The organism is Micromonospora sp. LOL_023 (genome assembly GCF_048060115.1).
Lineage (GTDB): Bacteria > Actinomycetota > Actinomycetes > Mycobacteriales > Micromonosporaceae > Micromonospora_E.
Window position 1 is genome coordinate 24,718 of the sequence record NZ_JBHMIM010000009.1, and the last position, 19,789, is coordinate 44,506.

Annotated in this window: 19 protein-coding genes; 9 read left to right on the top strand and 10 right to left on the bottom strand. The window is 71.5% G+C overall.

The genetic code is table 11. The features are described 5' to 3' along the window. Positions 1-15 precede the first annotated feature (15 nt). The 5 genes from ACFHVL_RS06885 to ACFHVL_RS06905 form a co-directional block, all read right to left on the bottom strand. Positions 16-678 carry a hypothetical protein gene (locus ACFHVL_RS06885; protein WP_416626296.1) on the bottom strand — a complete coding sequence of 221 codons (663 nt, stop codon included), beginning with the start codon at positions 676-678 and terminating at the stop codon, positions 16-18. After that, positions 678-3,359: an FtsK/SpoIIIE domain-containing protein gene (locus tag ACFHVL_RS06890; RefSeq protein WP_416626297.1), complete on the bottom strand. Its 2,682-nt coding sequence runs from the start codon at positions 3,357-3,359 to the stop codon at positions 678-680. Before ACFHVL_RS06890 ends, ACFHVL_RS06885 begins: the two co-directional genes overlap by 1 nt. Then, a complete protein-coding gene (locus tag ACFHVL_RS06895) occupies positions 3,352-4,263 on the bottom strand; it encodes a hypothetical protein (RefSeq protein WP_416626299.1) in 912 nt (303 codons plus the stop codon). Before ACFHVL_RS06895 ends, ACFHVL_RS06890 begins: the two co-directional genes overlap by 8 nt. 6 nt (positions 4,264-4,269) lie before the next feature. Beyond that, positions 4,270-4,530, bottom strand: coding sequence for a hypothetical protein (locus ACFHVL_RS06900; RefSeq protein ID WP_416626301.1), 261 nt, complete (start codon positions 4,528-4,530; stop codon positions 4,270-4,272). 179 nt (positions 4,531-4,709) lie between these two features. After that, positions 4,710-5,129, bottom strand: coding sequence for a hypothetical protein (locus ACFHVL_RS06905; protein WP_416626302.1), 420 nt, complete (start codon positions 5,127-5,129; stop codon positions 4,710-4,712). A gap of 129 nt (positions 5,130-5,258) precedes the next feature. Between ACFHVL_RS06905 and ACFHVL_RS06910 the strand changes: the two genes are divergently transcribed. Continuing rightward, entirely contained in the window at positions 5,259-7,808 is a 2,550-nt protein-coding gene (locus ACFHVL_RS06910; protein WP_416626304.1) for an ATP-dependent Clp protease ATP-binding subunit, read from the top strand. A gap of 43 nt (positions 7,809-7,851) precedes the next feature. Then, complete coding sequence (locus tag ACFHVL_RS06915; RefSeq protein ID WP_416626306.1) at positions 7,852-8,214, top strand: DUF3140 domain-containing protein; 363 nt, start codon at positions 7,852-7,854, stop codon at positions 8,212-8,214. A gap of 93 nt (positions 8,215-8,307) precedes the next feature. Here ACFHVL_RS06915 and ACFHVL_RS06920 read toward each other — a convergent pair whose 3' ends face one another. The 3 genes from ACFHVL_RS06920 to ACFHVL_RS06930 form a co-directional block, all read right to left on the bottom strand. Next, complete coding sequence (locus tag ACFHVL_RS06920; protein ID WP_416626308.1) at positions 8,308-9,807, bottom strand: S1 family peptidase; 1,500 nt, start codon at positions 9,805-9,807, stop codon at positions 8,308-8,310. 239 nt (positions 9,808-10,046) lie between these two features. After that, positions 10,047-11,057 carry a LysR family transcriptional regulator gene (locus ACFHVL_RS06925; RefSeq protein ID WP_416626310.1) on the bottom strand — a complete coding sequence of 337 codons (1,011 nt, stop codon included), beginning with the start codon at positions 11,055-11,057 and terminating at the stop codon, positions 10,047-10,049. Positions 11,058-11,251: 194 nt separating this feature from the next. Next, entirely contained in the window at positions 11,252-11,905 is a 654-nt protein-coding gene (locus ACFHVL_RS06930; RefSeq protein ID WP_416626311.1) for a hemerythrin domain-containing protein, read from the bottom strand. Between the two features lie 169 nt (positions 11,906-12,074). Between ACFHVL_RS06930 and ACFHVL_RS06935 the strand changes: the two genes are divergently transcribed. Together ACFHVL_RS06935 and ACFHVL_RS06940 are read left to right on the top strand one after the other, a co-directional pair. After that, positions 12,075-13,397, top strand: coding sequence for a M20/M25/M40 family metallo-hydrolase (locus ACFHVL_RS06935; protein ID WP_416626312.1), 1,323 nt, complete (start codon positions 12,075-12,077; stop codon positions 13,395-13,397). Between the two features lie 112 nt (positions 13,398-13,509). Next, positions 13,510-14,193, top strand: coding sequence for a hypothetical protein (locus ACFHVL_RS06940; RefSeq protein ID WP_416626313.1), 684 nt, complete (start codon positions 13,510-13,512; stop codon positions 14,191-14,193). 31 nt (positions 14,194-14,224) lie between these two features. Here ACFHVL_RS06940 and ACFHVL_RS06945 read toward each other — a convergent pair whose 3' ends face one another. Next, positions 14,225-14,416, bottom strand: coding sequence for a DUF5703 family protein (locus ACFHVL_RS06945; RefSeq protein ID WP_326553718.1), 192 nt, complete (start codon positions 14,414-14,416; stop codon positions 14,225-14,227). 26 nt (positions 14,417-14,442) lie between these two features. Further along, positions 14,443-15,414, bottom strand: coding sequence for an aldo/keto reductase (locus tag ACFHVL_RS06950; protein ID WP_416626315.1), 972 nt, complete (start codon positions 15,412-15,414; stop codon positions 14,443-14,445). Positions 15,415-15,624: 210 nt separating this feature from the next. On the opposite strand from ACFHVL_RS06950, the gene ACFHVL_RS06955 reads away from it, so the two are divergent. The 5 genes from ACFHVL_RS06955 (at position 15,625) to ACFHVL_RS06975 (ending at position 19,760) form a co-directional block, all read left to right on the top strand. Continuing rightward, complete coding sequence (locus ACFHVL_RS06955) at positions 15,625-16,677, top strand: LLM class F420-dependent oxidoreductase (RefSeq protein WP_416626317.1); 1,053 nt, start codon at positions 15,625-15,627, stop codon at positions 16,675-16,677. Continuing rightward, positions 16,677-17,504, top strand: a complete 828-nt coding sequence (locus ACFHVL_RS06960; RefSeq protein WP_416626319.1) for an undecaprenyl-diphosphate phosphatase — start codon at positions 16,677-16,679, stop codon at positions 17,502-17,504. The genes ACFHVL_RS06955 and ACFHVL_RS06960 overlap by 1 nt, the downstream gene beginning before the upstream one ends. Positions 17,505-17,552: 48 nt before the next feature. Then, complete coding sequence (locus ACFHVL_RS06965) at positions 17,553-18,272, top strand: MSMEG_4193 family putative phosphomutase (protein ID WP_416626320.1); 720 nt, start codon at positions 17,553-17,555, stop codon at positions 18,270-18,272. Between the two features lie 70 nt (positions 18,273-18,342). After that, a complete protein-coding gene (locus ACFHVL_RS06970; protein ID WP_416626321.1) occupies positions 18,343-18,936 on the top strand; it encodes a DUF3090 domain-containing protein in 594 nt (197 codons plus the stop codon). A gap of 5 nt (positions 18,937-18,941) precedes the next feature. Next, the gene (locus ACFHVL_RS06975; protein WP_416626322.1) at positions 18,942-19,760 is read left to right on the top strand and encodes an SCO1664 family protein; all 819 of its coding nucleotides are present in this window, start codon (positions 18,942-18,944) and stop codon (positions 19,758-19,760) included. Positions 19,761-19,789 lie beyond the last annotated feature (29 nt).

Below are 19,789 nucleotides of genomic sequence, written 5' to 3' on the forward strand. Positions count from 1 at the left end.
CCGCGCGCCGACCAGCTAGCGCAACAGTACGACCAGCGTCGCCGTCGTCACCAGACCGGCGACCAGGACCACCGCGACACTGCGGATGTCCAGCACCGCGTGCCGGCGGTCGGCGAGCAGCTTCGCCGGCGCCAACCCGAACAGCGGTCCGAGTAGCGTGACGACCAGCGCGATCACCGGCATGCCGACCGCCAGATCGCCGCCGTGATGCTCGCCCGTCCACCGGGCCGCGGCCGCGAACCCGAACGCGGCGGCCGCACCGGCCGTGCCGAACAGCGCGAGAGCAGGGTGGGCCGTCCGGGGCAGCGGTTCGGCCTCGACTGACCGCTCCACCAGCTCTCGGGCCGCCGTCAGCCACCGGTCCGCCTGGTCCGGGCTGGCCGCGCCGGGGCCCGACGTCGGCGCCGGCACCCCGCCGAACCGATCGGCCCTCGGGCCGAGTCGATGAGCGAACTCGGCCCAGATGGTGGCTGCTTCCCGGTCGACCTCTTCCACCTCGAGGCCCGCCTCAGCCCGAGCCTGACTCAGGTCGGCCAGTTGCGCCTCCGCGCGCTCCACCGCCGCCTGGGCGCTGGCGCAGCGGTCGGCGTACCAGTGCTGGGCCTCGTCGCGGCGGGCCTGCAGCCCGGCGGCGAGTTCAGCCAACCGGCGGATCAGCACGGGGTAGGAATCAGCCATCAGGACAGGCCGTACGGGATGACGACCTCGGCGCTACGGTGCACCGTCCGGTCGAAGTACAGCGCCCGCCACGGCCGTGGATACCAGGCCGGCCCACCGGCGCGGGGATACAGCGGCGGTCCGAGCTCGGAGCCGTGTACGTCCAGCGCCACCCAGGCGCCGATCTGATCGGTTCGGGAACCGATCCCGCCCAGATCGTCGCGGAGCCGGGCCACCCCACGCCACCAGCCCAGCACGTGGGTGTGCCGTTCCGGCCCCAGATGCAGCACCCGCCGCAGCCGGTCGAGCCCCGATCTGCCGGCAACCTTCACCGCCAGGCGACCTGCGGCTGCGTCCACCGCGTACAGCACCAGGAAATGCGGCCGCACCGGGCCGTCGGGCATGTCGGCCGACAGCCGGTCGGTGGTATCGGCCAGCAGCCCGGACACGGTGTCGAGGTCGTACAGACCGGTTCCGGCCGGCAACTCCGCGTGCAGGCGCCGGGCGGCGGCCTCCGCGTCCGGGTCGAGGCAGACCAGGTCGAACCGGGCGGTGCCGGGCGGGTACTGGCGGGCCAGTGACCGGGCTGCGGCGTCGAGGAGCGCGCAGGCCTCGTCCACCCGGGTACCGAGCACCGCCAGGTTGCGCCCCGGTGCGCGCGCCAGACCCAACCGGGCGGAGCGGGCCAGCACGTCGATCGTCTCGCCCAGCAACGCCACCGGCTCGCGAGGGGCGCCGTCGGCCGCGGACAGGCCCAGATAGTCGGGCGCCTCGGTCAACCGGGGCACCGCGTCACCGTCGAACAAGCGCGGCGCGGAGAGTCCCTCCGGGCGTCGCCGCCACAGCCGGTGCTGCAACTCCTGCCAGGTGTCCCGATCGCTGGCGGCCGGAATCCGGACGATCCGGTTCGCCTCGGCCGCGCCCGACTCGGAGTTGACCACCGCGTGATGGCGCGGTAGCGCCTCAGCCGCCATGTTCGTCTCCGGCAGGATCCGCCGGGCCTTGGGCAACGCGATCCGCAACGCGAACTGGGCGACCAACGCGGTACGCCCCCACAGCGCCTGGATGCCGGAGACGTCCTGGGAGGCGAGGATCAGGTGGATGCCCTGAGAGCGGCCGCGTCTGGCCAGATCCTCCAACAGCGTCGCGGCCTCGGTGGCCAGCGCATCGTTGCCGGAGAGCAGCACCTGGAACTCGTCGATCACCGCGACGATTCGAGGCCACCGTCCATCTGGGTCCTCCGCCCGCAGCTCCGCCAGCTTCGTGACCTCGTGCCGCTTGGCAGCGTCGGCGCGTCGCCGCAGCTGCGCCCCGAGGAAGTGCAGCATCGCCAGGCCGAACTCCCGGTCGGTGTTGACGTTCACCCCGACCAACCTGACGTGCGGCAGGAAACTCGGGTCCCGGCGTCCGGGGGCGAACCGGGCGAACGACACACCTTCCTTGAAGTCCAGCAGGTAGAACTCCAACTCGGCGGGGGAGTACCGGGCTGCGAGGGCGCCGATCCACGCGTAGATCAGATTGGTCTTTCCGGTGCCGGACGGGCCGCCGATCAGCGCGTGCGGCGGGTAGTCGCTCAGGGTGACCTGCACCGGTCGCCCCTGCGGGCTGTCGCCCACCGGAGCGGTGATCCCGGTCGTCGCCACCTCGGTCCACTCCTGCTCAGGCAGCAGGTCGGTGAAGACCGCCGGCGTCGGTCCGGCTGATATCGCGGCGGCGATCGTCCGGCAGGTACGGGTGACCAACTCTGCCGGCGGCGGCGGATCCAGCCGGACCGGCAACTGGGGATAGCCGCTGACCCTGGCGACGCCAGCGGAGACCGAGATGGTGGTCACCGTCGGGCTCGGCCCGAGCACGATCCCTCGAACGAGCAGGTGGACCCCGCAGGCAGCGCCGGCCCTGGCGATCCGGTCGAGTTGCGCGCGTTCGTGCCGGGACAGCTCCTCACCTGGGCTGCCCAGCAGTACGGCGATCCGCCACGGCTCCGGCCGTCGCCCGGTGGCCGTCGCCAGCTCCCGTAGCGACCCGTACTCGCCGGCCAGCACCGTCTCGTTGATCCGCCGGACGTGATCGACCAGGTCGTCCAGGTGGCGGCTCAACCCACCGGGGCCGGCGAAGGTCAGCAGGCCCGGCCCGGCCAGCGGGGCGAAGCCAGCCAGACCACCGCCGAGCCGTTCCGGGTCGTATCCGGTCAACCGGACCGCGCCGGGGGTGGCCCGGCCGAGCACCCGTAACAGCAGCGCGGAGATCACCGCGTCGCAGCCTGCCCGGTCGTCGCCGTCCAACACGACGTGTCCTTGGTCCAGCAGCGGCACCAGTGCGGCGATGGCCGGGCCGTCGGCCAGCCCGGTCAGCCCGATCCGGGTCAGGCCCGGCGGTTCCGCCCGCCCGGCCGGGGTGGGTCGCCAGTCAGGCCAGTCCAGCGTGGCTGCTCCCGGTGCCGCCGCTGCCACGGCGACGACCGCCTGCCGCGCCACCGACTCGATCTCGTCCTGATATCGCTTGGCGAGCTCGGCCAACCGCTGGTCACGGTGCGCCGCCGCACGGTGCGGTACCTGGTCGGCGGCCCGTCGAACTCGTTTCAGCTGCTGCTCCGCGGCGGCGAGATCCGCCTCGACCAGGTCGAGGCGGTACCGGGCCACCGCCCGGGCCTGGCCGAGTGCCCGCCGGACCCTGGCGATCAGCTCGGTCCGCGCGTCAGGCATCGGGTCCCCGGCGAGCGGATGGCTGCTCCGGGTGCAGGGTCTGCGGGTCCCGATCGAGTAGCTGGAGCAGCACCCCGGTGAGGACCGCCCCGGCCACCGCTGAGTCCGCCGGGTGCGGCGGCGATGGCGGGTCGGCGCCGCGATCGGCGTTCGCCGCGCCACCGGCCCGCTCGTCGACCGGCACCCGGCACGTTCGAGCGAGCAGAGTGTCCAGCACCTGCTCTGGCATGCCTGGTAGCAGCTCACGCACCCGGCCGGAGGTGACGGTGCTGAGCCTGCGCAGGTCTTCGGCGCGCGGTTCGTGGTCGAGCAGGTCACCGGTGAGCCGGCGCAGCACCGGCGGCGTGATCGCGGCCAGATCCAGGCCGGTGGGCGCGGCTACGGCGGCCAGTTCGCGCCGTAGCCCGTCGCGGTCGGTCCGCCGGACCGCCGCGGCCACCCGCCGCAGCAGGTCCGCGGTGTCGGACGCGGCCTGCTCGGACGCGGCGGCATCGGTCGGTTCGAGGTCGGTCAGCTCCGCGACCCGGGTCGCCCACCAGTTGCCGAGCCGCCCGGCGGTGGCCCCGGCGGCCGGGCCACCGCCGGGCGGCCGAGCGGTCTCGTCGCGGCGCTCCAGCGCCGCCCGCCAGGAGTCGTCCGCCGGCGCCGAGCCGTCGACCCCGATCGCCGCCAGGTAGTCGGCGACCGACTGCGCGGCGACCCGCAGTGCATGCCCGGCCTGCTCCGCGTGTTCGGTGGCGCCGGCGAGTTGCGGGACCGCCAGTGGATCGGCGGACTCCTGGCGTATCCAGATGAGCAGGTCGGTCGCGGCACGCAGCCGTTGCACCGCCACGGCGATCTGTCCCACCGGCAGGTCGTCGGCGGTGGCCCGGACCCGCGCGGCGAGGTTCTCGACGAGGGACACGCCTGGCTACAGGGTCGCGGAGTAGGTCTGGGCCTGCTCGACGGCGGCGAGGGTGGCGGCCAGGCACTCCTCAAGCTCGCTACTCGCCTGGAACAGTGCGGCCTGGGCGGCACCGACCGCCTCGTGGCCGCTGCCCTCGAACGCCGCAGCGAGACTCTGCTGGGCCTCGGCGATCTTCTCGCTGGCGGCCTGGACGGCAGCCTGGCCTTCCGACACCTGCATGACCGCGGCTTCGATGGCGGACTTGACCTCGGCGACACTCGCCACGGGCGAAACCTCCTCGGGGGCTGGAAGGCTCTATTAGAGCCTACCGCCGGTGGGAGATTGCTGCCCGGCTGTCCGATCCCACCGAGGGCTCGGCGGTTCAGCCCGCCGTCGGGCATGCCAGACCCGCGGTGAGCTGGGTTCCTGTGCTGCGCGGATCAGGTCTTCAGTCTGAATACCGGTCAGAAGTCCGACAACTGATCGATCGGTGGCGGGTCGTCGAACTGCCGGGTCAGCCAGCGGGGGCCGCGCACCTCGGCACCCGCCGCCGTCACCCGGGCCCGTAGCCGCCGGTCAGCGGTGACCACCACGACCGCCAGCCCCGCCGATCGGGCGCAACTGGCGGCGAGGTCCACGATCAGGTCGTCGCCCGACGCGACTGCTGCCTCGACCCGGACCCCGGTGGCGCTGGGCAGGGCGCCGGCGGCCCCCTCGACCACGAGGACCACCTCGACCGGAGGCGCCAGGCCCGGCAGCCCCCGGTCGGCGAGCACAGCGAGCCGGTCACGTAGCCGTACCGCCGCAGCGAGCCGATCCCGCCACCATCCGTCCGGCCGGGAGCCGACCACGTTGGCGCCATCGACGACGAGCACAGTTCCCATCCGGCAAGCCTGCCAGTGTCCATCGCGGTCCGGGTGCGGGGCGGCACCGGTCCGGCGCAGGTTTGTGCCGGCCGGCTCCGGGTAGCCACTGGCGGGTCACGGCCGGCGACCCGGCGAGGGGGCACGAGTATGAGTGACGGACCGTACGGCCCGGGCGGGCTGGGCACCGACCCGTGGGAAGATCTGCTGGCCCGGTTTCTCACCGGCGGCGAACCACGGTTGCCGGTACACCGCGTCGACATCACCCGCCTGATGAGCGCGGACGCCCGGGACCTGCTGACCGCGGCCGCCCGGCGGGCTGCCCAGTCTGGCACCAGCGATCTCGACACCGACCACCTGCTGTGGGCAGCGCTGCAGCGTGAGCCGCTGCGGGAGCTGGTGCGCAAGGCCGGGGCGGACCCGAAGGGTCTGCTCGCCGAGCTGGGCGGACCGGCCGCCGGGCGAGGCGAGGTCCCGGCGAACCTTTCGCTGACCCCGGCGGCCAAACGTGCGCTGCTCGACGCGCACCAGCTGTCCCGGGCCACCGGAGCGACATACATCGGGCCCGAGCACGTGCTGATGGCGTTGGCGGTGAACCCGGAGTCGGCGGCGGGGCGGATGCTCGCCGCTGGGCACGTCGAGCCACGGTCGCTCCAGGACGCCAGCGCCGAACGTGGGGGCAGCGCCAAGGCCCGTCCCGCCAGGAAGACCCCGACCCTCGACCAGTACGGCCAGGATCTGACCGAGCTGGCCAGCCAGGGTGCGATCGACCCGGTCATCGGGCGGGCCGACGAGATCGAGCAGGCGGTGGAGATCCTGTCTCGGCGTACGAAGAACAACCCGGTGCTGATCGGCGAGGCCGGTGTCGGCAAGACCGCGATCGTCGAAGGTCTCGCCCAGCGGATCATCGATGGCGAGGTGCCGCAGACCCTCGCGGGTAAGCGGGTGGTGCAGCTGGATCTGGCCGGTCTCATCGCCGGTACCCGCTACCGCGGCGATTTCGAGGAACGGTTGAAGAAGGTCATCGACGAGATTCGTGGTCACGGCGACGATCTGATCGTGTTTCTCGACGAGCTGCACACGTTGGTCGGTGCCGGTGGTGGCGGTGCCGAAGGCTCGATGGACGCCAGCAACATGCTCAAGCCGGCGTTGGCCCGGGGCGATCTGCGGGTGGTGGGTGCCACCACGCTCGACGAGTACCGGCGCAACATCGAGAAGGACGCAGCCCTGGCCAGGCGGTTCCAGCCGGTGCTGGTGCCCGAGCCGAGCGTCGAGGACACCATCGCGATCCTGCACGGACTACGGGACCGCTACGAGGCCCATCATCAGGTGCGGTTCCTTGACGACGCGCTGATGTCGGCGGCCGAACTCGCCGACCGCTACATCAGCGACCGCTTCCTGCCGGACAAGGCGATCGACCTGATCGACCAGGCCGGGGCCCGGGTGCGGTTACGGACCCGGATGCCCGCCGCCGACGTACGCGAGCTGGAACGTGACCTGGAGCAGTTGCACCGGGACAAGGCCCAGGCCGTCGCCGACGAACAGTACGAACGTGCCTCGAACCTGCGCGACCAACTGGTCGAGGTACAGGGGCGGATCGAAGCCGCGCGCAGCCCGGACGGGGCCAGGGTGCCGCAGGTCGGCGTCGAGGAGATCGCCGAGGTGGTGTCCCGGGCGACCGGGATTCCGGTGAACCAACTCACCGAGGAGGAGCGGGACCGGTTGCTGCGGCTGGAGGGCGAGCTGCATCAGCGCGTGGTGGGGCAGGACGACGCGGTCACCGCGGTCGCCGAGGCGGTTCGCCGGTCCCGCGCCGGGCTGGGCGATCCCGACCGCCCGGTCGGCAGCTTCCTGTTCCTCGGCCCCACCGGGGTGGGCAAGACCGAACTGGCGCGGGCCCTGGCCGCGGTGCTGTTCGGCGACGCCGACCGCATGGTCCGTCTGGACATGAGCGAGTTCCAGGAGCGGCACACCGTCAGTCGCCTGGTCGGCGCGCCGCCGGGCTACGTCGGCTACGAGGAGGCGGGGCAGCTCACCGAGGCGGTCCGGCGTCGACCGTACGCGGTGGTGCTGCTCGACGAGATCGAGAAGGCACACCCCGACGTGTTCAACGTCCTGCTGCAACTCATCGACGAGGGACGGTTGACCGACAGCCAGGGCAGGACGGTCAACTTCCGCAACGTAGTGCTGATCATGACGAGCAACGTCGGCTCGGAGTTGATCACCAGCGGTGGCCGCAGCGTGGGCTTCGGCGGTGCGGACGACGCCAGCCTGGACGACGACCTGCGGGCCCGGATGCTGCGCCGTCTGCAGGAGGACTTCCGGCCGGAGTTCCTCAACCGGATCGACGAGATCATCATCTTCCGGCAGCTGGCGGCGCCGCAGTTGCGTAAGATCACCGATCTGCTGTTGGAGGAGACCCGCCGGCGCCTGCACGCCCAGAACATCTCGGTGGAGGTCACCGACCCGGCCACCGACTGGATTGCCGAGGCCGGTTACCAGCCTGAGTTCGGTGCCCGTCCGATGCGCCGCACCATTCAGCGTGAGGTCGACAACCGGCTGTCCCGGATGCTTCTCGACGGTGCGCTCGCCGCTGGACAGCTGGTCACCATCGACGCCCGCGACGGCGAACTGCGGTTCGACGTCGCGGACGGTGCCGCTGCCGGTCGCGATCCGGCCGCGGCCGCCGTCGGGCGGTGAACTGATTCGCCTGTCGGACACTGACCAAGCGAGGAGGTTGTCAATGGCGGCACATCGGCGTACCGATACCAGCAGCGACCAGTTGTGGGAGGAGTTCCACCGCTATGTGAACGTCACTTCGGAGCAGCTGCGTGACTGGCTGCTGACCGAGGCGTCCGGGGAGCAGGCCTTCGTCGGACCCGGCACCGACCTGCCGCAACCCGGTGGCGCGGTACTGGCGGTGCTCGGCAAGCGGCGGGTGGATCTGACCGGCTCGGATCGGCAGGTGATGACGCAGGTCGTCGACGAGATCCGCGGTCTGCTCGACCACCGGCCACCGGCCGGCGCGGCGGACGACCGGTGGCGGCGGGCGCTGCTGGACCTGGGACACGATCCGCTACGGGCCGACGCCGACACCGCCGGCTGAGTACTGCGCACCGGCGGCGGGTACCCCTGCGGGTACCCGCCGCCGCTGCGATGGCGCATCGGACCAGAATGCCGTCGGGTCAGGGCGCAGACGTCACGGTCGGGTGATGCCCAGCGAGTAGCTGCCCGACCCGCTGTACGCGTGGACCACGTACCGGTAGTAGCCCGAGGAACCGCTGTAGGTCAACGTCTCGTCCGGACCGGGGCTGGTGCCGCTGGCCACGCTCACCCAGCTGGCACCGCTCCAACGCTGCAGGTAGACATCGAAGTCGCGGCTGGTGGGCCCGTCCAGACATGCCCGGTGGGTCCCCGCGCTGGCGGTGAAGTAGGTGCCGTTGGGCTGGATCTGGGTGCCGCCCGAGGAGAGAGTCCCGGTGTAGGTGTTCTGGTACCCGCTGCAGGTGTCACCGCCCGGCGGCGGGGTGGTCGGCGGCGGGGGGCCGCCGCTGCCGGTACGCAAGGTGAGGCCGTACACCGACAGGATCTCGTTGACCGGCTGGAAGTAGGTGGTGCCACCGACCGAGCAGTTGCCCGAGCCACCGGACGTGACGCCCTGCGCCTGCTGGCCGGAGAGCCACGATCCGCCGGAGTCACCGGGCTCGGCGCAGGCGTTGGTCCTGGTCAGTCCGGAAACGCTGCCCTGCGGGTAGTTCACCGTGGAGTTCTTGGCCTGGATTGTGCCGCAGCGCCAGCCGGTGGTCGATCCGGAGCGGCAGACCGAGGCACCGACCGCTGCCTCAGCCGATCCGGCGACCGTGACGTTGCCGCCGCTGTAGTTGTTCACCCACGGCTGAGGTGTCCAGCGCGAGTTGGTCTGCACCCAGGCGTAGTCGTTGCCGGGGAACGACGACCCCCGGAAGCTGCCCTGGGACACCTGGTTGTAGCCCTGGGTCGCGGTGCCGACCGTGCCGCAGTGCCCGGCGGTGACGAAACCACCGGTCACCGAGAAGCCGACCGAGCAGCGGCCGCCCATGTAGTAGGCGTCCCCGCCACGGACGTCGTACAGCGTGGTCGGGGTCTCGGCGGTGCGCACCACCCGTACCGCCTCGGCCGCCGCGCCGCTGCCGGCGACGAACGCCTCGGCCGTGGTGGTGCCGCCCCTGGCCAGCACCACCACGGTGTTGGTGGTGACGTCGACGTACCAGCCGGCTACCGCTTCGGCCGGTGCCTTGCTCGCGGTCCGGTCCAGCTGTGCCTTGACCCGGTCCAGGTCGGCCTCGCTGCGGCTGACCACCTTGGCTTTCGCGCCGGCGGAGGTCACGGCGGCCGCTTCGGCGGCGTCGGTGACCGCCACGGTCAGGGTGGCGCCGTCGGGAGACAGCCACGCCCCGCCGAAGTCGGCACCCAGGGTGGCGCGCAGCATCGCTTCCCGCTTGTTGGCGCTGGCCTCCTTGGCCATCCGAATTCGTGCCTGGTCAGCGGTCAGGCCGAGGTCACGCTGCATCGCGGCGAGCATTGCGGGTGCGGCCGCGTCGGCGGCTGGCTGACCGACCGGTCCGGTGTTGGGCGCCGCCGTCGCCGGCAGCGCGGCGAATCCGGCCACGCCGAGTGGCAGTATGGCGGCCGCGGCGGCCGCGATCAGTGCTCGTCTCATGTCATGTGCTCCCCAGACAGATTGACGCGACGACCTACGGTCGGGTCGCCAGGATCACCTGGTGGCCCTGAGCCGTAGGCACGGACACCTCGGCGGCGCGCTACCGAGATGGACACCCCGGATGCCGGATGGCCGCTGTTCATGGAGCGCCGTCAGGCTCCGGGTGTCGGCCCTTCGGCGCAACGCCGAGTGCTGTCAATTTAAGGGCGATCTATGTCAGCAGGCAGATATCAACTGACTCATATCGTGACAGCGGCGGCAGGTCCCCCGGGTGTCGCCGGCGTGGCGGTCAGACTCTGCGCACCGAACCCGGGATTGTCGGCGAGCCAGCCGAGATACTGGGGGTTGCGGGTCAGCGAGTCGTTGTACGCCGCGGTCGCGTGGGCGAGCACCCGGTCGGCGAGCGCGGCAGCGGTGGCGTCCGGGTGCCAGCCCAGCAGTAGCCGCCAGCGCAGCGGCGCATCGGCCAACGGCCGGGTCACCAGACCGCTGATCGGCCGGAACGTCGCCTGACACAGCGCGATCGCCTCACCCGACTCGACCAGGTCCACGCAGCCTCGGATATCGGTCTCGTACATCTTGCGTGGCGTGAAGCCGGACCGCGCGCAGGCGGCGGCGAAGCAGTCGCCGAAGCAGCCGTCGCCGGGCGCGGCGACCCATTGCTCCTCCGCCAGCATCCCCAACTCGATCTGGCTGTGCTGTGCCATCGGATGGGATTCCGGCAACAGCACGAAGATCGCGTCGACGGCGACCGGTCGCCAGGCCAGGCCGAACTCCCCGGACGGGGTGGAGTCGCCGCATACCCCGGTCAATGCATAGTCCAGCCGGCCGCCGAGCACCATCTGGGCCAGTTCGTCGACGTACCACGACGCGTAGGTGCTGATCTGTGCCTGCGGCTGGTCGGCCGCCAGCCGGTGCACCAGCCCGCCGAGGATCGGGCTGTTCACCCCACCTAGTCGGAAGCGACTTATCATGCTGCCGGTGCCCGCCAGCCGAGCGGCCTCGTCCTGGAGCCCTTTCATCGCCGGCAGCAGTACTCGGGCGCGGGCCAGAACCAGTTCACCCAGTGCGGTGGGTCGCGCGCCGCGTCGGTCGCGTTCGAACAGCGGACCGCCGAGCGTTCGCTCGATCCGCTGCAGTTGTGCGGTGAGTGCCGGTTGGGCGAGGCCCAACATGGAGGCAGCCTTGGTCACGCTGCCGGTTTCGGCGATGGCGCAGACCACCCGCAGGTGCCGCAGCTCCAGGTTCATAACGTGACGGTAGGACCAGAACGGGATCGACGGGAAGACCTTCGAAGCGGGAAACGTTCCCGGACATCAATGTGAAACATCTCCGAACGGACGCGAAGATCAACGTAACGACCTGAGTCAATCACTTTCAGTGATTCGGCGGCCCGGCCAGCTCCGCGCTCGGGTCCGTCGCCGGCGGGTCGTACCGTCGCGGGTCAACGATCTCCGCCCGAGGAATCCCGACGTTGCTCACCGGGCGACGGAGACAGGTCCTGCGGGTAGGTGGTCCGGCCGGTGACCAGGTCTCGGACCTTGTCCACCAGCCCGAGCGCCGGCGCCGCGACCCGGTTCCACGGCGGCTGCTCCGGAGCGCGTGGATGCGGGCGGGTGGGCGCGGCCTCCTCGGCGATCGCCGCCCGGTTGCCGAGGCGGATCAGCTCCTCGGCCGTCGCGGCGGTTCGCAACCGGGGCAGCAGCTCGCTCTCAGTGAACTGCCGGTGCCGGTGCCACGCGGCAGGCATCTCGGGCGTACCGCCGGCAGCGTCGGCGGGTGATCCGGCCAGGGCGGCGTGCAGCTGCCGGTCGGTACGGATGCCCGCCCGAGCCAGGTCCGCGCCCTCGGGCAGCGCGGCCCGCACCGCGGGGTAGAGGTACTGCTCCTCCGCGGACAGATGTCTGGAGATCATCGCCACCAGAACGTCGGACATCGCCCGGCGCCGCGCCGGATCGGCCTCACCGGCGACGGCGGTACGGAGTCGGTCGATCGCCCGGTGCTCGTCGAGTAGCAGGCTGACCAGGTCGGTACCGCCCGGGTCGTGGTTCGGATCCTCTTCGCCCAGCGACGGGATCGGGGGGAGTCCCACCGACACGGCTGCCTCCTCATGCCTGTTCGGGAGCCCACGCACCCGGTCCGCGTACGCGAATCCGCCGTACCGCCGGCAGCGATACCCAACCACCGACCCGTGCCAAACACGTGCCGGACCGTGGAGATGGCGGCGGGACTGGGTCGATGACGGGCGGACTGGTAAGAAGAAGCGCATGAGTTCACTCCCCGCGTCGCCGGCACCCACCGACGAGGTCGTGCGGATCTGCCGTGATCTGCTGCGCATCGACACCACCAACACCGGGGATCCGCTCACCAGCGCCGGTGAACGCCTCGCCGCCGAGTACGTCGCGGGCCAGCTCGCCGAGGTCGGGGTGCCCAGCACGATCGTCGAGTCCGCCCCGGGCAGAGCGAGCCTCGTGGCGCGCATCGCCGGGACGGACCCGGGCCGGGGAGCGCTGCTGGTCCACGGGCACCTCGACGTGGTCCCGGCCGACCCGGCCGAATGGTCGGTACCGCCGTTCGCTGGCGAACTGCGTGACGGGTACCTGTGGGGCCGGGGCGCGATCGACATGAAGGACTTCGACGCCATGGTGCTCGCCGTCGTGCGTGACTGGCAGCGGACCGGGGTGCGTCCGCCCCGCGACATCGTGCTGGCCTTCACCGCCGACGAGGAGGCCGGCGGCCGGTACGGGGCGCACTACCTGGTGCAGCAGCACCGTGACCTGTTCGACGGCTGCACGGAGGCGATCGGCGAGGTCGGCGGATTCTCCTACACGGTCAGTGACGACCTGCGGCTGTACCTGATCGAGACGGCAGAAAAGGGGATCAACTGGCTGCGCCTGCACACCCGCGGCCGACCCGGGCACGGCTCGATGGTGCACGACGACAACGCGGTCACCGCCCTGTGCGAGGCGGTAGCCCGGGTCGGCCGCCACCAGTTCCCGATCGTGGTGACCCCGACCGTGCGCGATTTCCTGGCAGAGGTCTCCGATCTGCTCGGCATCGGGTTCGACCCGGCCGATCCGGAACTGACGATCGCCAAACTCGGGCCGATCGCGAACATCATCGGTGCCACGATCCGCAACACCGCCAACCCGACCCGGCTGCAGGCCGGCTACAAGGAAAACGTCATCCCCGGTCGGGCCAGCGCCACGATCGACTGCCGGGTGCTACCCGGCCAGGAGGCGCCGTTCCTGGCCGAGCTGCGGGAACTGGTCGGCCCGGATGTGGAGATCGAGCACGTGGAGCGGCAGCCAGCCATCGAGACCACCTTCGACGGCGCGCTGGTCGACGCGATGGCCGCCGCGCTGCGCCACGTCGACCCCGGTGCCCGGGTGGTGCCGTACATGCTCTCCGGCGGCACCGACGCCAAGGCGTTCCGGCAAATCGGCATCCGCTGTTTCGGGTTCGCTCCGTTGCGGCTGCCGGCCGAGTTGAATTTCTCCGCACTGTTCCATGGCATCGACGAGCGGGTCCCGGTCGAGGGACTACAGTTCGGCGTGCACGTGCTCGACCGCTTCCTGAGACAGAGCTGACCACCGGTACCCCGCCGGCCGGCCGGCCCTTCGGCCCGCCCGCCCGGCGTCACGCCTGCGGCCGGACCGCTGGCGGCGCCGGCCCCCATCGACTGTGAAGGGAACCACATCCGTGACCGACCAGCACGCCGCACTCGACGCCGCGTTGGAAGAGGTGTTCCACGCGGCCCGAGCACATCTGGCCACGGTCAAGGCCGCGCAGGGCCGGATCGACGACGATGCCGTCTGGCAGGCGTACGTGACCCTGAACAACGCCTCGTACGCCTACGACGAACTGCTCCTGGACGCGTTCGGTGAAGTCACCCCCTGGGACGTCGAGTCGATCGACCCGCAGGAGGCCGACGAACGGTTCGGTGTCGGCGCCGGCGGAGTCGACGGCACCGAACCGGACGACCCGTACCCGCAGGTGGTCTCGGTGCGACAGCGGCGCGACTACCGGGTGCCGTCGGTGGCCGCGTTGATCCGCATCGCCGAGGCCGCCCGCCGGCAGAGCACGCCCGCGGCGGAGGAACCGGATCCGGTCAACGGAGTGGGCGAAGCGGTGCTGGAGCTGCTGCAGGCCGGGGACGGAGCACTCGGGGCCCTGGACATCCCCGAGCTGGACCCCCTCGACGGGGTCGTCATGGTGCACGAGGTCGGCACCGCGCTGGACCCGGACGCCTTCGACGACGGCGACGTCGACGGGCCGTTCCGCTCGGCACCCGGTGACGAGATCGTCGGACGCCTCGACGAACACGCCTACCTGCCGGACGAACTCGACGACAGTGAGACCTCGGACGCGCAACCGCCGCGCTGATCCGGCCGGAACCCGGCCGGCGTGTCCCGCGTCACACGGACAGCCCGGGTTGCGGCTGTTTCGCCACCTTGCGCCGAAGCATCACCTGGCGCGTCCCGTCGCGAAACAGCCGCACCCGAGCCAGTTCCCAGCCGGAGAATTCGGCCTGGATGGCCAACTGCGCGGCGGCGGTCAACCGGTCGACGTTCGGCGGCAACCGCAGTGGCGCGTACTCGTAGTCCATGGCACCCATCCTGCCGGGCGGTCCCGTCACCCGTCACGTTCCGGATAGCCGACCGGCGGCGCGGAGACGTCGTCGAGCGCCCGGGCGATCTCGACCGGCAGGTTCATGCGTTCGACTTGGAGCGCACCCATCAACTGCCCCGCGGTCCGCGCGCCCAGGACCGGCGCGGTCACCCCGGGCCGGTCGCGTACCCAGGCCAGCGCCACCTCCAGCGGGGCCACGCCGAGCCCGGCGGCCGCGGTCGACACCGCCTCCACGATGCTGGAGCACCGGGGCTCCAGATAGCCGGCGACGAACCGTTCCAGGTGGGCCGAGGCGGCCCGGGAGTCGACCGGGCGGCCGTGCCGGTACTTGCCGGTCAGCACCCCCCTGCCCAGCGGGGACCACGCCAGCACCCCGAGTCCGAGCTCCGCGCAGGCGGGCAGCACCTCCCGCTCCACGCCGCGCTGGAGCAGCGAGTACTCCACCTGGACCGCGACCACCGCGGCACGTCCGGGCATCGCCGCCTGCCACGCCGTCGCCTGGGCGGTCTGCCAGCCGCTGAAGTTCGACACGCCGACGTAGCGCACCCGGCCGCTGCTCACCGCGTGGTCGAGCGCGCTGAGGGTCTCCTCCAGCGGCGTCTGCGGGTCGTAGCCATGTACCTGCCACAGATCCACGTACTCGGTGCCGAGCCGGCGCAACGAGGCGTCGAGGGTGCGCAGCAGATGCCAGCGGGAGGTGTCGCGCCGCCGGTGTCCACCCGGCCGTAACCCGGCCTTGGTGGCGATCACCAGGTCTTCACGTGGCACCATGCTGTCCAGTAGTGAACCGATGACCGTCTCGGCGTCACCGTCGCCGTAGACGTCGGCGGTGTCGATGAGGTTGCCACCCGCGTCGAGGTAACTCTTCAACTGTGCCGCGGCGTCGTCGGCGTCGGTGTCCCGGCCCCAGGTCATGGTACCGAGCGCGAGCCGGGAAACCGCCAGCCCGCTGCGGCCGAGCGGTCGCTGCTGCATAGGTGCACCTTATTCAGAACCTGCCGGTACCGATATCCTCACTCTCGACCGCCTCGTCGGCCTGCCCGGATGGTGCCCGGTCGGCGAGTCGTCCCAGCCGGTCGTTCAACGGCGGTGGACGATTGCGTACCCTGGTGCGGCTTGCCACCCGGCTGATGCCAGGCGGGTGCCGTGGATACCCCGTGACCGGGGGATGGGGGATGACTGGGCGTGCGACTCGGACTCAGCCTTGGTTACCTTACGTCGACCAGTTCACCAGCGGACCACCTCGCGCTGGCCAGGGAAGCCGATCGGCTCGGGTACGCGGTCGTCTGGGCAGCCGAGGCGTACGGATCCGACTCCCCGAGCGTGCTGGCCTGGCTCGCCGGCCAGACCGAACGAATCGACGTCGGCGCGGCGGTGATGCAGATTCCGGCACGGACCCCGGCGGCGACCGCGATGACCGCGGCGACCATCGACACGCTGTCCGGTGGTCGGTTCCGGCTGGGCCTCGGTGTGTCCGGTCCGCAGGTTTCCGAGGGCTGGCACGGCGTACGGTTCGGCCAGCCGCTGGCCCGGACCCGCGAGTACGTCGACATCGTCCGTGCCGCGATCGGCCGCCAGCGGGTGGAGTACGCCGGAACGCACTACCCGCTGCCGCTGCCCGACGGACCAGGCAAGGCGCTGAAGCTCAACTTCCGGCCGCCGCGGGCGCAGGTCCCGATCTACCTGGCCGCGGTCGGCCCGCGCAACCTGGAACTGGCCGGCGAGATCGCCGACGGCTGGCTGGCCATCTTCTACTGCCCGGAGACCGCCGCAGAGCAGTTGGCCAGGATCGCCGCCGGCCGTGCCCGGGCCGGGCGGGAACTCGTCGGCTTCGACGTGGTGCCGACCGTCCCGGTGGTGGTCGGTGCGGACGTCGCTGCCTGCGCGGACCAGGTGCGCGGCTACGCGTCGCTCTACCTGGGCGGGATGGGCAGCCGGACCCAGAACTTCTACCATCAACTGGCCACCCGGATGGGATTCGGTACAGCTGCCGACGAGGTACAGGATCACTTCCTGGCCGGGCGGATGCGGGAGGCCGCGGCGGCCGTGCCGGTCGAGTTCATCGACCGTACGTCGTTGTTGGGGCCGCCCGAGCGGATCGCGCGGCGGATGGCCGAGTACGCCGCGGCCGGGGCGACGACCCTGTCGGTCAGTCTGTTCGACGGTGACACGCAGGCTCGGGTGGCGACGCTGCGGACGGTGGCGCAGGCGTTGGAAGCGGCCGGGGTGGGGCGGTGATGAGCTGGATCGAGATCATCGTGCTGGGCGTGGTGCAGGGGCTCACCGAGTTCCTGCCGGTCAGTTCGTCGGCACATCTGCGGATCACCTCGGCGTTGTTCTTCGACGCCGACGCCGGGGCCTCGTTCACCGCCGTCACCCAGCTGGGGACCGAGGCGGCGGTGCTGCTCTACTTCGCCAAGGACATCTGGCGGATCGCGAAGATCTGGGTCGTGGGTATCTGGGACTCGTCGGTGCGCGGCGACCCCGACTACCGGATGGGCTGGTACGTCATCGTCGGGTCGATCCCGATCGGCCTGATCGGTTTCCTGTTCAAGGATCAGATCCGTAGCGGCCTGCGGAACCTGTGGATAACCGCCACCGTGCTGATCGTGTTCGCCCTGTTCCTCGCGTTCGCGGAGTACTGGGGTCGGCAGACCCGGACGCTGGAGCGTCTCACCATGCGCGACGGCGTGGTGATGGGCTTCGCTCAGGCGATGGCGCTCATCCCGGGGGTGTCCCGCTCCGGTGGCACGTTGACCGCCGGCCTGTTCCTGAACCTCACCCGGGAGGCCGCCGCCCGGTTCTCCTTCCTGCTGGCTATCCCGGCGGTGGTGATGTCCGGGGTGTTCAGCCTGCCCGACGTGTTCAACCCGGAAGGCCGGGCACCGACGATCGCCCAGATGGTGGTGGCTACCGTCATCGCGTTCGCCGTCGGGTACGCCGCGATCGCCTGGCTGCTGCGCTATGTCGCGCACCACACCTTGTACGCGTTCGTGCTCTATCGGGTGGCGCTGGGCACGCTCGTGATGGCGCTGCTGCTCACCGGCACCATCTCGGCGACCTGAGCGGAGCCACCGGTGCGGTGCGGGGCGCAGCCGCCGTAGGCTGGCCCGGTGGCGACGTTGGTGCTTCTGCGACACGGCCGTACGACGGCCAATGCCGAGGGTGGCCTGGCCGGACGGCAGCCGGTTGAGTTGGACGAGACCGGCCAGGCCCAGGCCCGCTCGGTCGGTGCCCGGCTGGCTGCGGTGCCATGGGCGCAGGTGGTCAGCAGTCCGTTGGTCCGCTGCCGGCAGACCCTCGGTTTGGCCCTGCCGGAGGTGACGCCGGCTCTGGAGGATGGCCTGATCGAGTGCGGCTACGGCCAATGGGAGGGCCAGGCGTTGTCGGCTCTGGCCAAGCAGCCGCTGTGGCGGGTCGTTCAGGAACATCCGAGTGCGGCGGTGTTCCCCGGCGGCGAGGCCTTGTCGGCGGTGTCCTCGCGGGCGGTGGCGGCGGTCCGCCGCTGGGACGCGGTGGTCGAGGCCGAGCGGGGGCCGGAGGCGGTCTGGCTGGCGTGTACCCACGGCGATGTGATCAAGGCCATCGTCGCTGACGCCCTCGGCCTGCACCTGGACCTGTTCCAGCGGATCGTGGCCGATCCGGCGTCACTGACCCTGATCCGCTACACCCAGACGCGACCGTTCCTACTGCGACTCAACGACACCGGCACCGACCTGGCCGGGCTGGTCCCGTCGCCGCACGGCCGGTCGGGCCGGCGCGGTCAGTTGCCGGACTCCGACGCCGCCGTCGGTGGCGGCGCGGGCAGCGCCACCGACGGGGACCGGCGATGACGCGGGCCCGGCGGCGCAATCGGGTTGGTGCGTTACCGGATCGACCCGAGGGCCCGATAGGGTCGAAGGCATGACCCACCAGGTACATGCCTTCGAGCCGCCGGAGCGGTTCGTCGCGGGGACCGTGGGGCCGCCGGGGGACCGCATGTTCTTCCTTCAGGCCCGGGGCGGCGGCCGCGTGGTCAGTGTGGCCCTGGAAAAGGTCCAGGTGTCGCTGCTGGCTGAGAAGCTCGAGGAGTTGCTCGCCGAGGCGCAGCGCCGGTTCGGTGTCGACGTGCCCGAGGCCCCGACCAGCCAGTCGGACAACGAACCGTTGGAGACGCCGGTCGACGAGGAGTTCCGGGTCGGAACGCTCGGCCTCGCCTTCGACGTCGACACGGCCACCGTGGTGATCGAGGCGATCGCCGCCGGCGAGCAGGACTCGGACGCGGACAGTGACGACGACACCGTCGCGGGCCTGCTCGACGAGGGCGACGAGGACGATGACGAGGTCGACGCCGGCCTGGACCGGCTGCGGGTACGGCTGACGCCGGCCGCGGCCCGGGGCTTCATCGACCGGGCGCGTCGGGTGGTCGCCGCCGGCCGTCCACCATGTCCGCTCTGCGGCCAGCCGTTGGACCCGCGCGGCCACCTGTGTCCCCGACACAACGGCTATCACCGCTGAGTCCGATGGAGTCCGGTGAGCGATCGACGGTGTCGCAGGCGCCCGACGTGCTGCGTCTGCTGCATGCCGGCTCGGTGGAGTTGGAAGGGCAGTTGATCGACGCCTCCAACACGACGCTGCGCGCGACCCTCAGCGCCGATGGCATGACGGCCCGGTGCGTCTACAAACCGATCCGTGGCGAGCGTCCACTATGGGACTTCCCGGACGGTACCCTGGCCGGCCGGGAGGTCGCCGCGTACCTGGTGGCGCGGGCACTCGACTGGCCGCTGGTGCCGCCGACGATTCTGCGGGACGGTCCGTTCGGTCCCGGCGCCTGCCAGTTGTGGATCGAGGAACCGGCCGAGTCGAGTGCCCTGGTGGGCTTCGTGCCGGCCGAGCAGGTGCCGGCCGACTGGCTGCCGATCGCCGCCGCGCGGGATCCCGCCGGGAATGCTTACGCCCTGGGACATGCCGACGACTCCCGGCTCGCCCGAATGGCGGTGTTCGACGCGCTCGTCAACAACGCCGATCGCAAAGGCGGACACATCCTCACCGGTCCTGACGGGCAGGCGTACGGCGTCGACCACGGGCTGTGCTTCCACGTCGACGAGAAGCTGCGGACCGTGCTGTGGGGGTGGGCGGGTCGGCCGTTGCCAGAGCAGGTCGGCCCGGCCCTGACCCGGCTGCGTTCGGCGCTGGCCGGGCGGCTGCGTGACGAGTTGGCCGACCTGCTGACGGTGGCCGAGGTCGCCGCTCTGGACCACCGTGCCGAGCGGCTGCTCGACGCCGGTCACTTCCCGCCGCCGCCGGACGACCGCAGCGCCATCCCGTGGCCGCCGATGTGATCCGCTCGGCAGCCACCGGGCCTGTCACT

Excerpts from the sequence above, each read along its gene's own strand:
- ACFHVL_RS06885 (WP_416626296.1), bottom strand. The coding sequence starts at position 678 with ATGGCTGATTCCTACCCCGTGCTGATCCGCCGGTTGGCTGAACTCGCC.
- ACFHVL_RS06890 (WP_416626297.1), bottom strand. The coding sequence starts at position 3,359 with ATGCCTGACGCGCGGACCGAGCTGATCGCCAGGGTCCGGCGGGCACTC.
- ACFHVL_RS06905 (WP_416626302.1), bottom strand. The coding sequence starts at position 5,129 with ATGGGAACTGTGCTCGTCGTCGATGGCGCCAACGTGGTCGGCTCCCGG.
- ACFHVL_RS06910 (WP_416626304.1), top strand. The coding sequence starts at position 5,259 with ATGAGTGACGGACCGTACGGCCCGGGCGGGCTGGGCACCGACCCGTGG.
- ACFHVL_RS06915 (WP_416626306.1), top strand. The coding sequence starts at position 7,852 with ATGGCGGCACATCGGCGTACCGATACCAGCAGCGACCAGTTGTGGGAG.
- ACFHVL_RS06920 (WP_416626308.1), bottom strand. The coding sequence starts at position 9,807 with ATGAGACGAGCACTGATCGCGGCCGCCGCGGCCGCCATACTGCCACTC.
- ACFHVL_RS06925 (WP_416626310.1), bottom strand. The coding sequence starts at position 11,057 with ATGAACCTGGAGCTGCGGCACCTGCGGGTGGTCTGCGCCATCGCCGAA.
- ACFHVL_RS06935 (WP_416626312.1), top strand. The coding sequence starts at position 12,075 with ATGAGTTCACTCCCCGCGTCGCCGGCACCCACCGACGAGGTCGTGCGG.
- ACFHVL_RS06945 (WP_326553718.1), bottom strand. The coding sequence starts at position 14,416 with ATGGACTACGAGTACGCGCCACTGCGGTTGCCGCCGAACGTCGACCGG.
- ACFHVL_RS06950 (WP_416626315.1), bottom strand. The coding sequence starts at position 15,414 with ATGCAGCAGCGACCGCTCGGCCGCAGCGGGCTGGCGGTTTCCCGGCTC.
- ACFHVL_RS06960 (WP_416626319.1), top strand. The coding sequence starts at position 16,677 with ATGAGCTGGATCGAGATCATCGTGCTGGGCGTGGTGCAGGGGCTCACC.
- ACFHVL_RS06970 (WP_416626321.1), top strand. The coding sequence starts at position 18,343 with ATGACCCACCAGGTACATGCCTTCGAGCCGCCGGAGCGGTTCGTCGCG.
- ACFHVL_RS06975 (WP_416626322.1), top strand. The coding sequence starts at position 18,942 with ATGGAGTCCGGTGAGCGATCGACGGTGTCGCAGGCGCCCGACGTGCTG.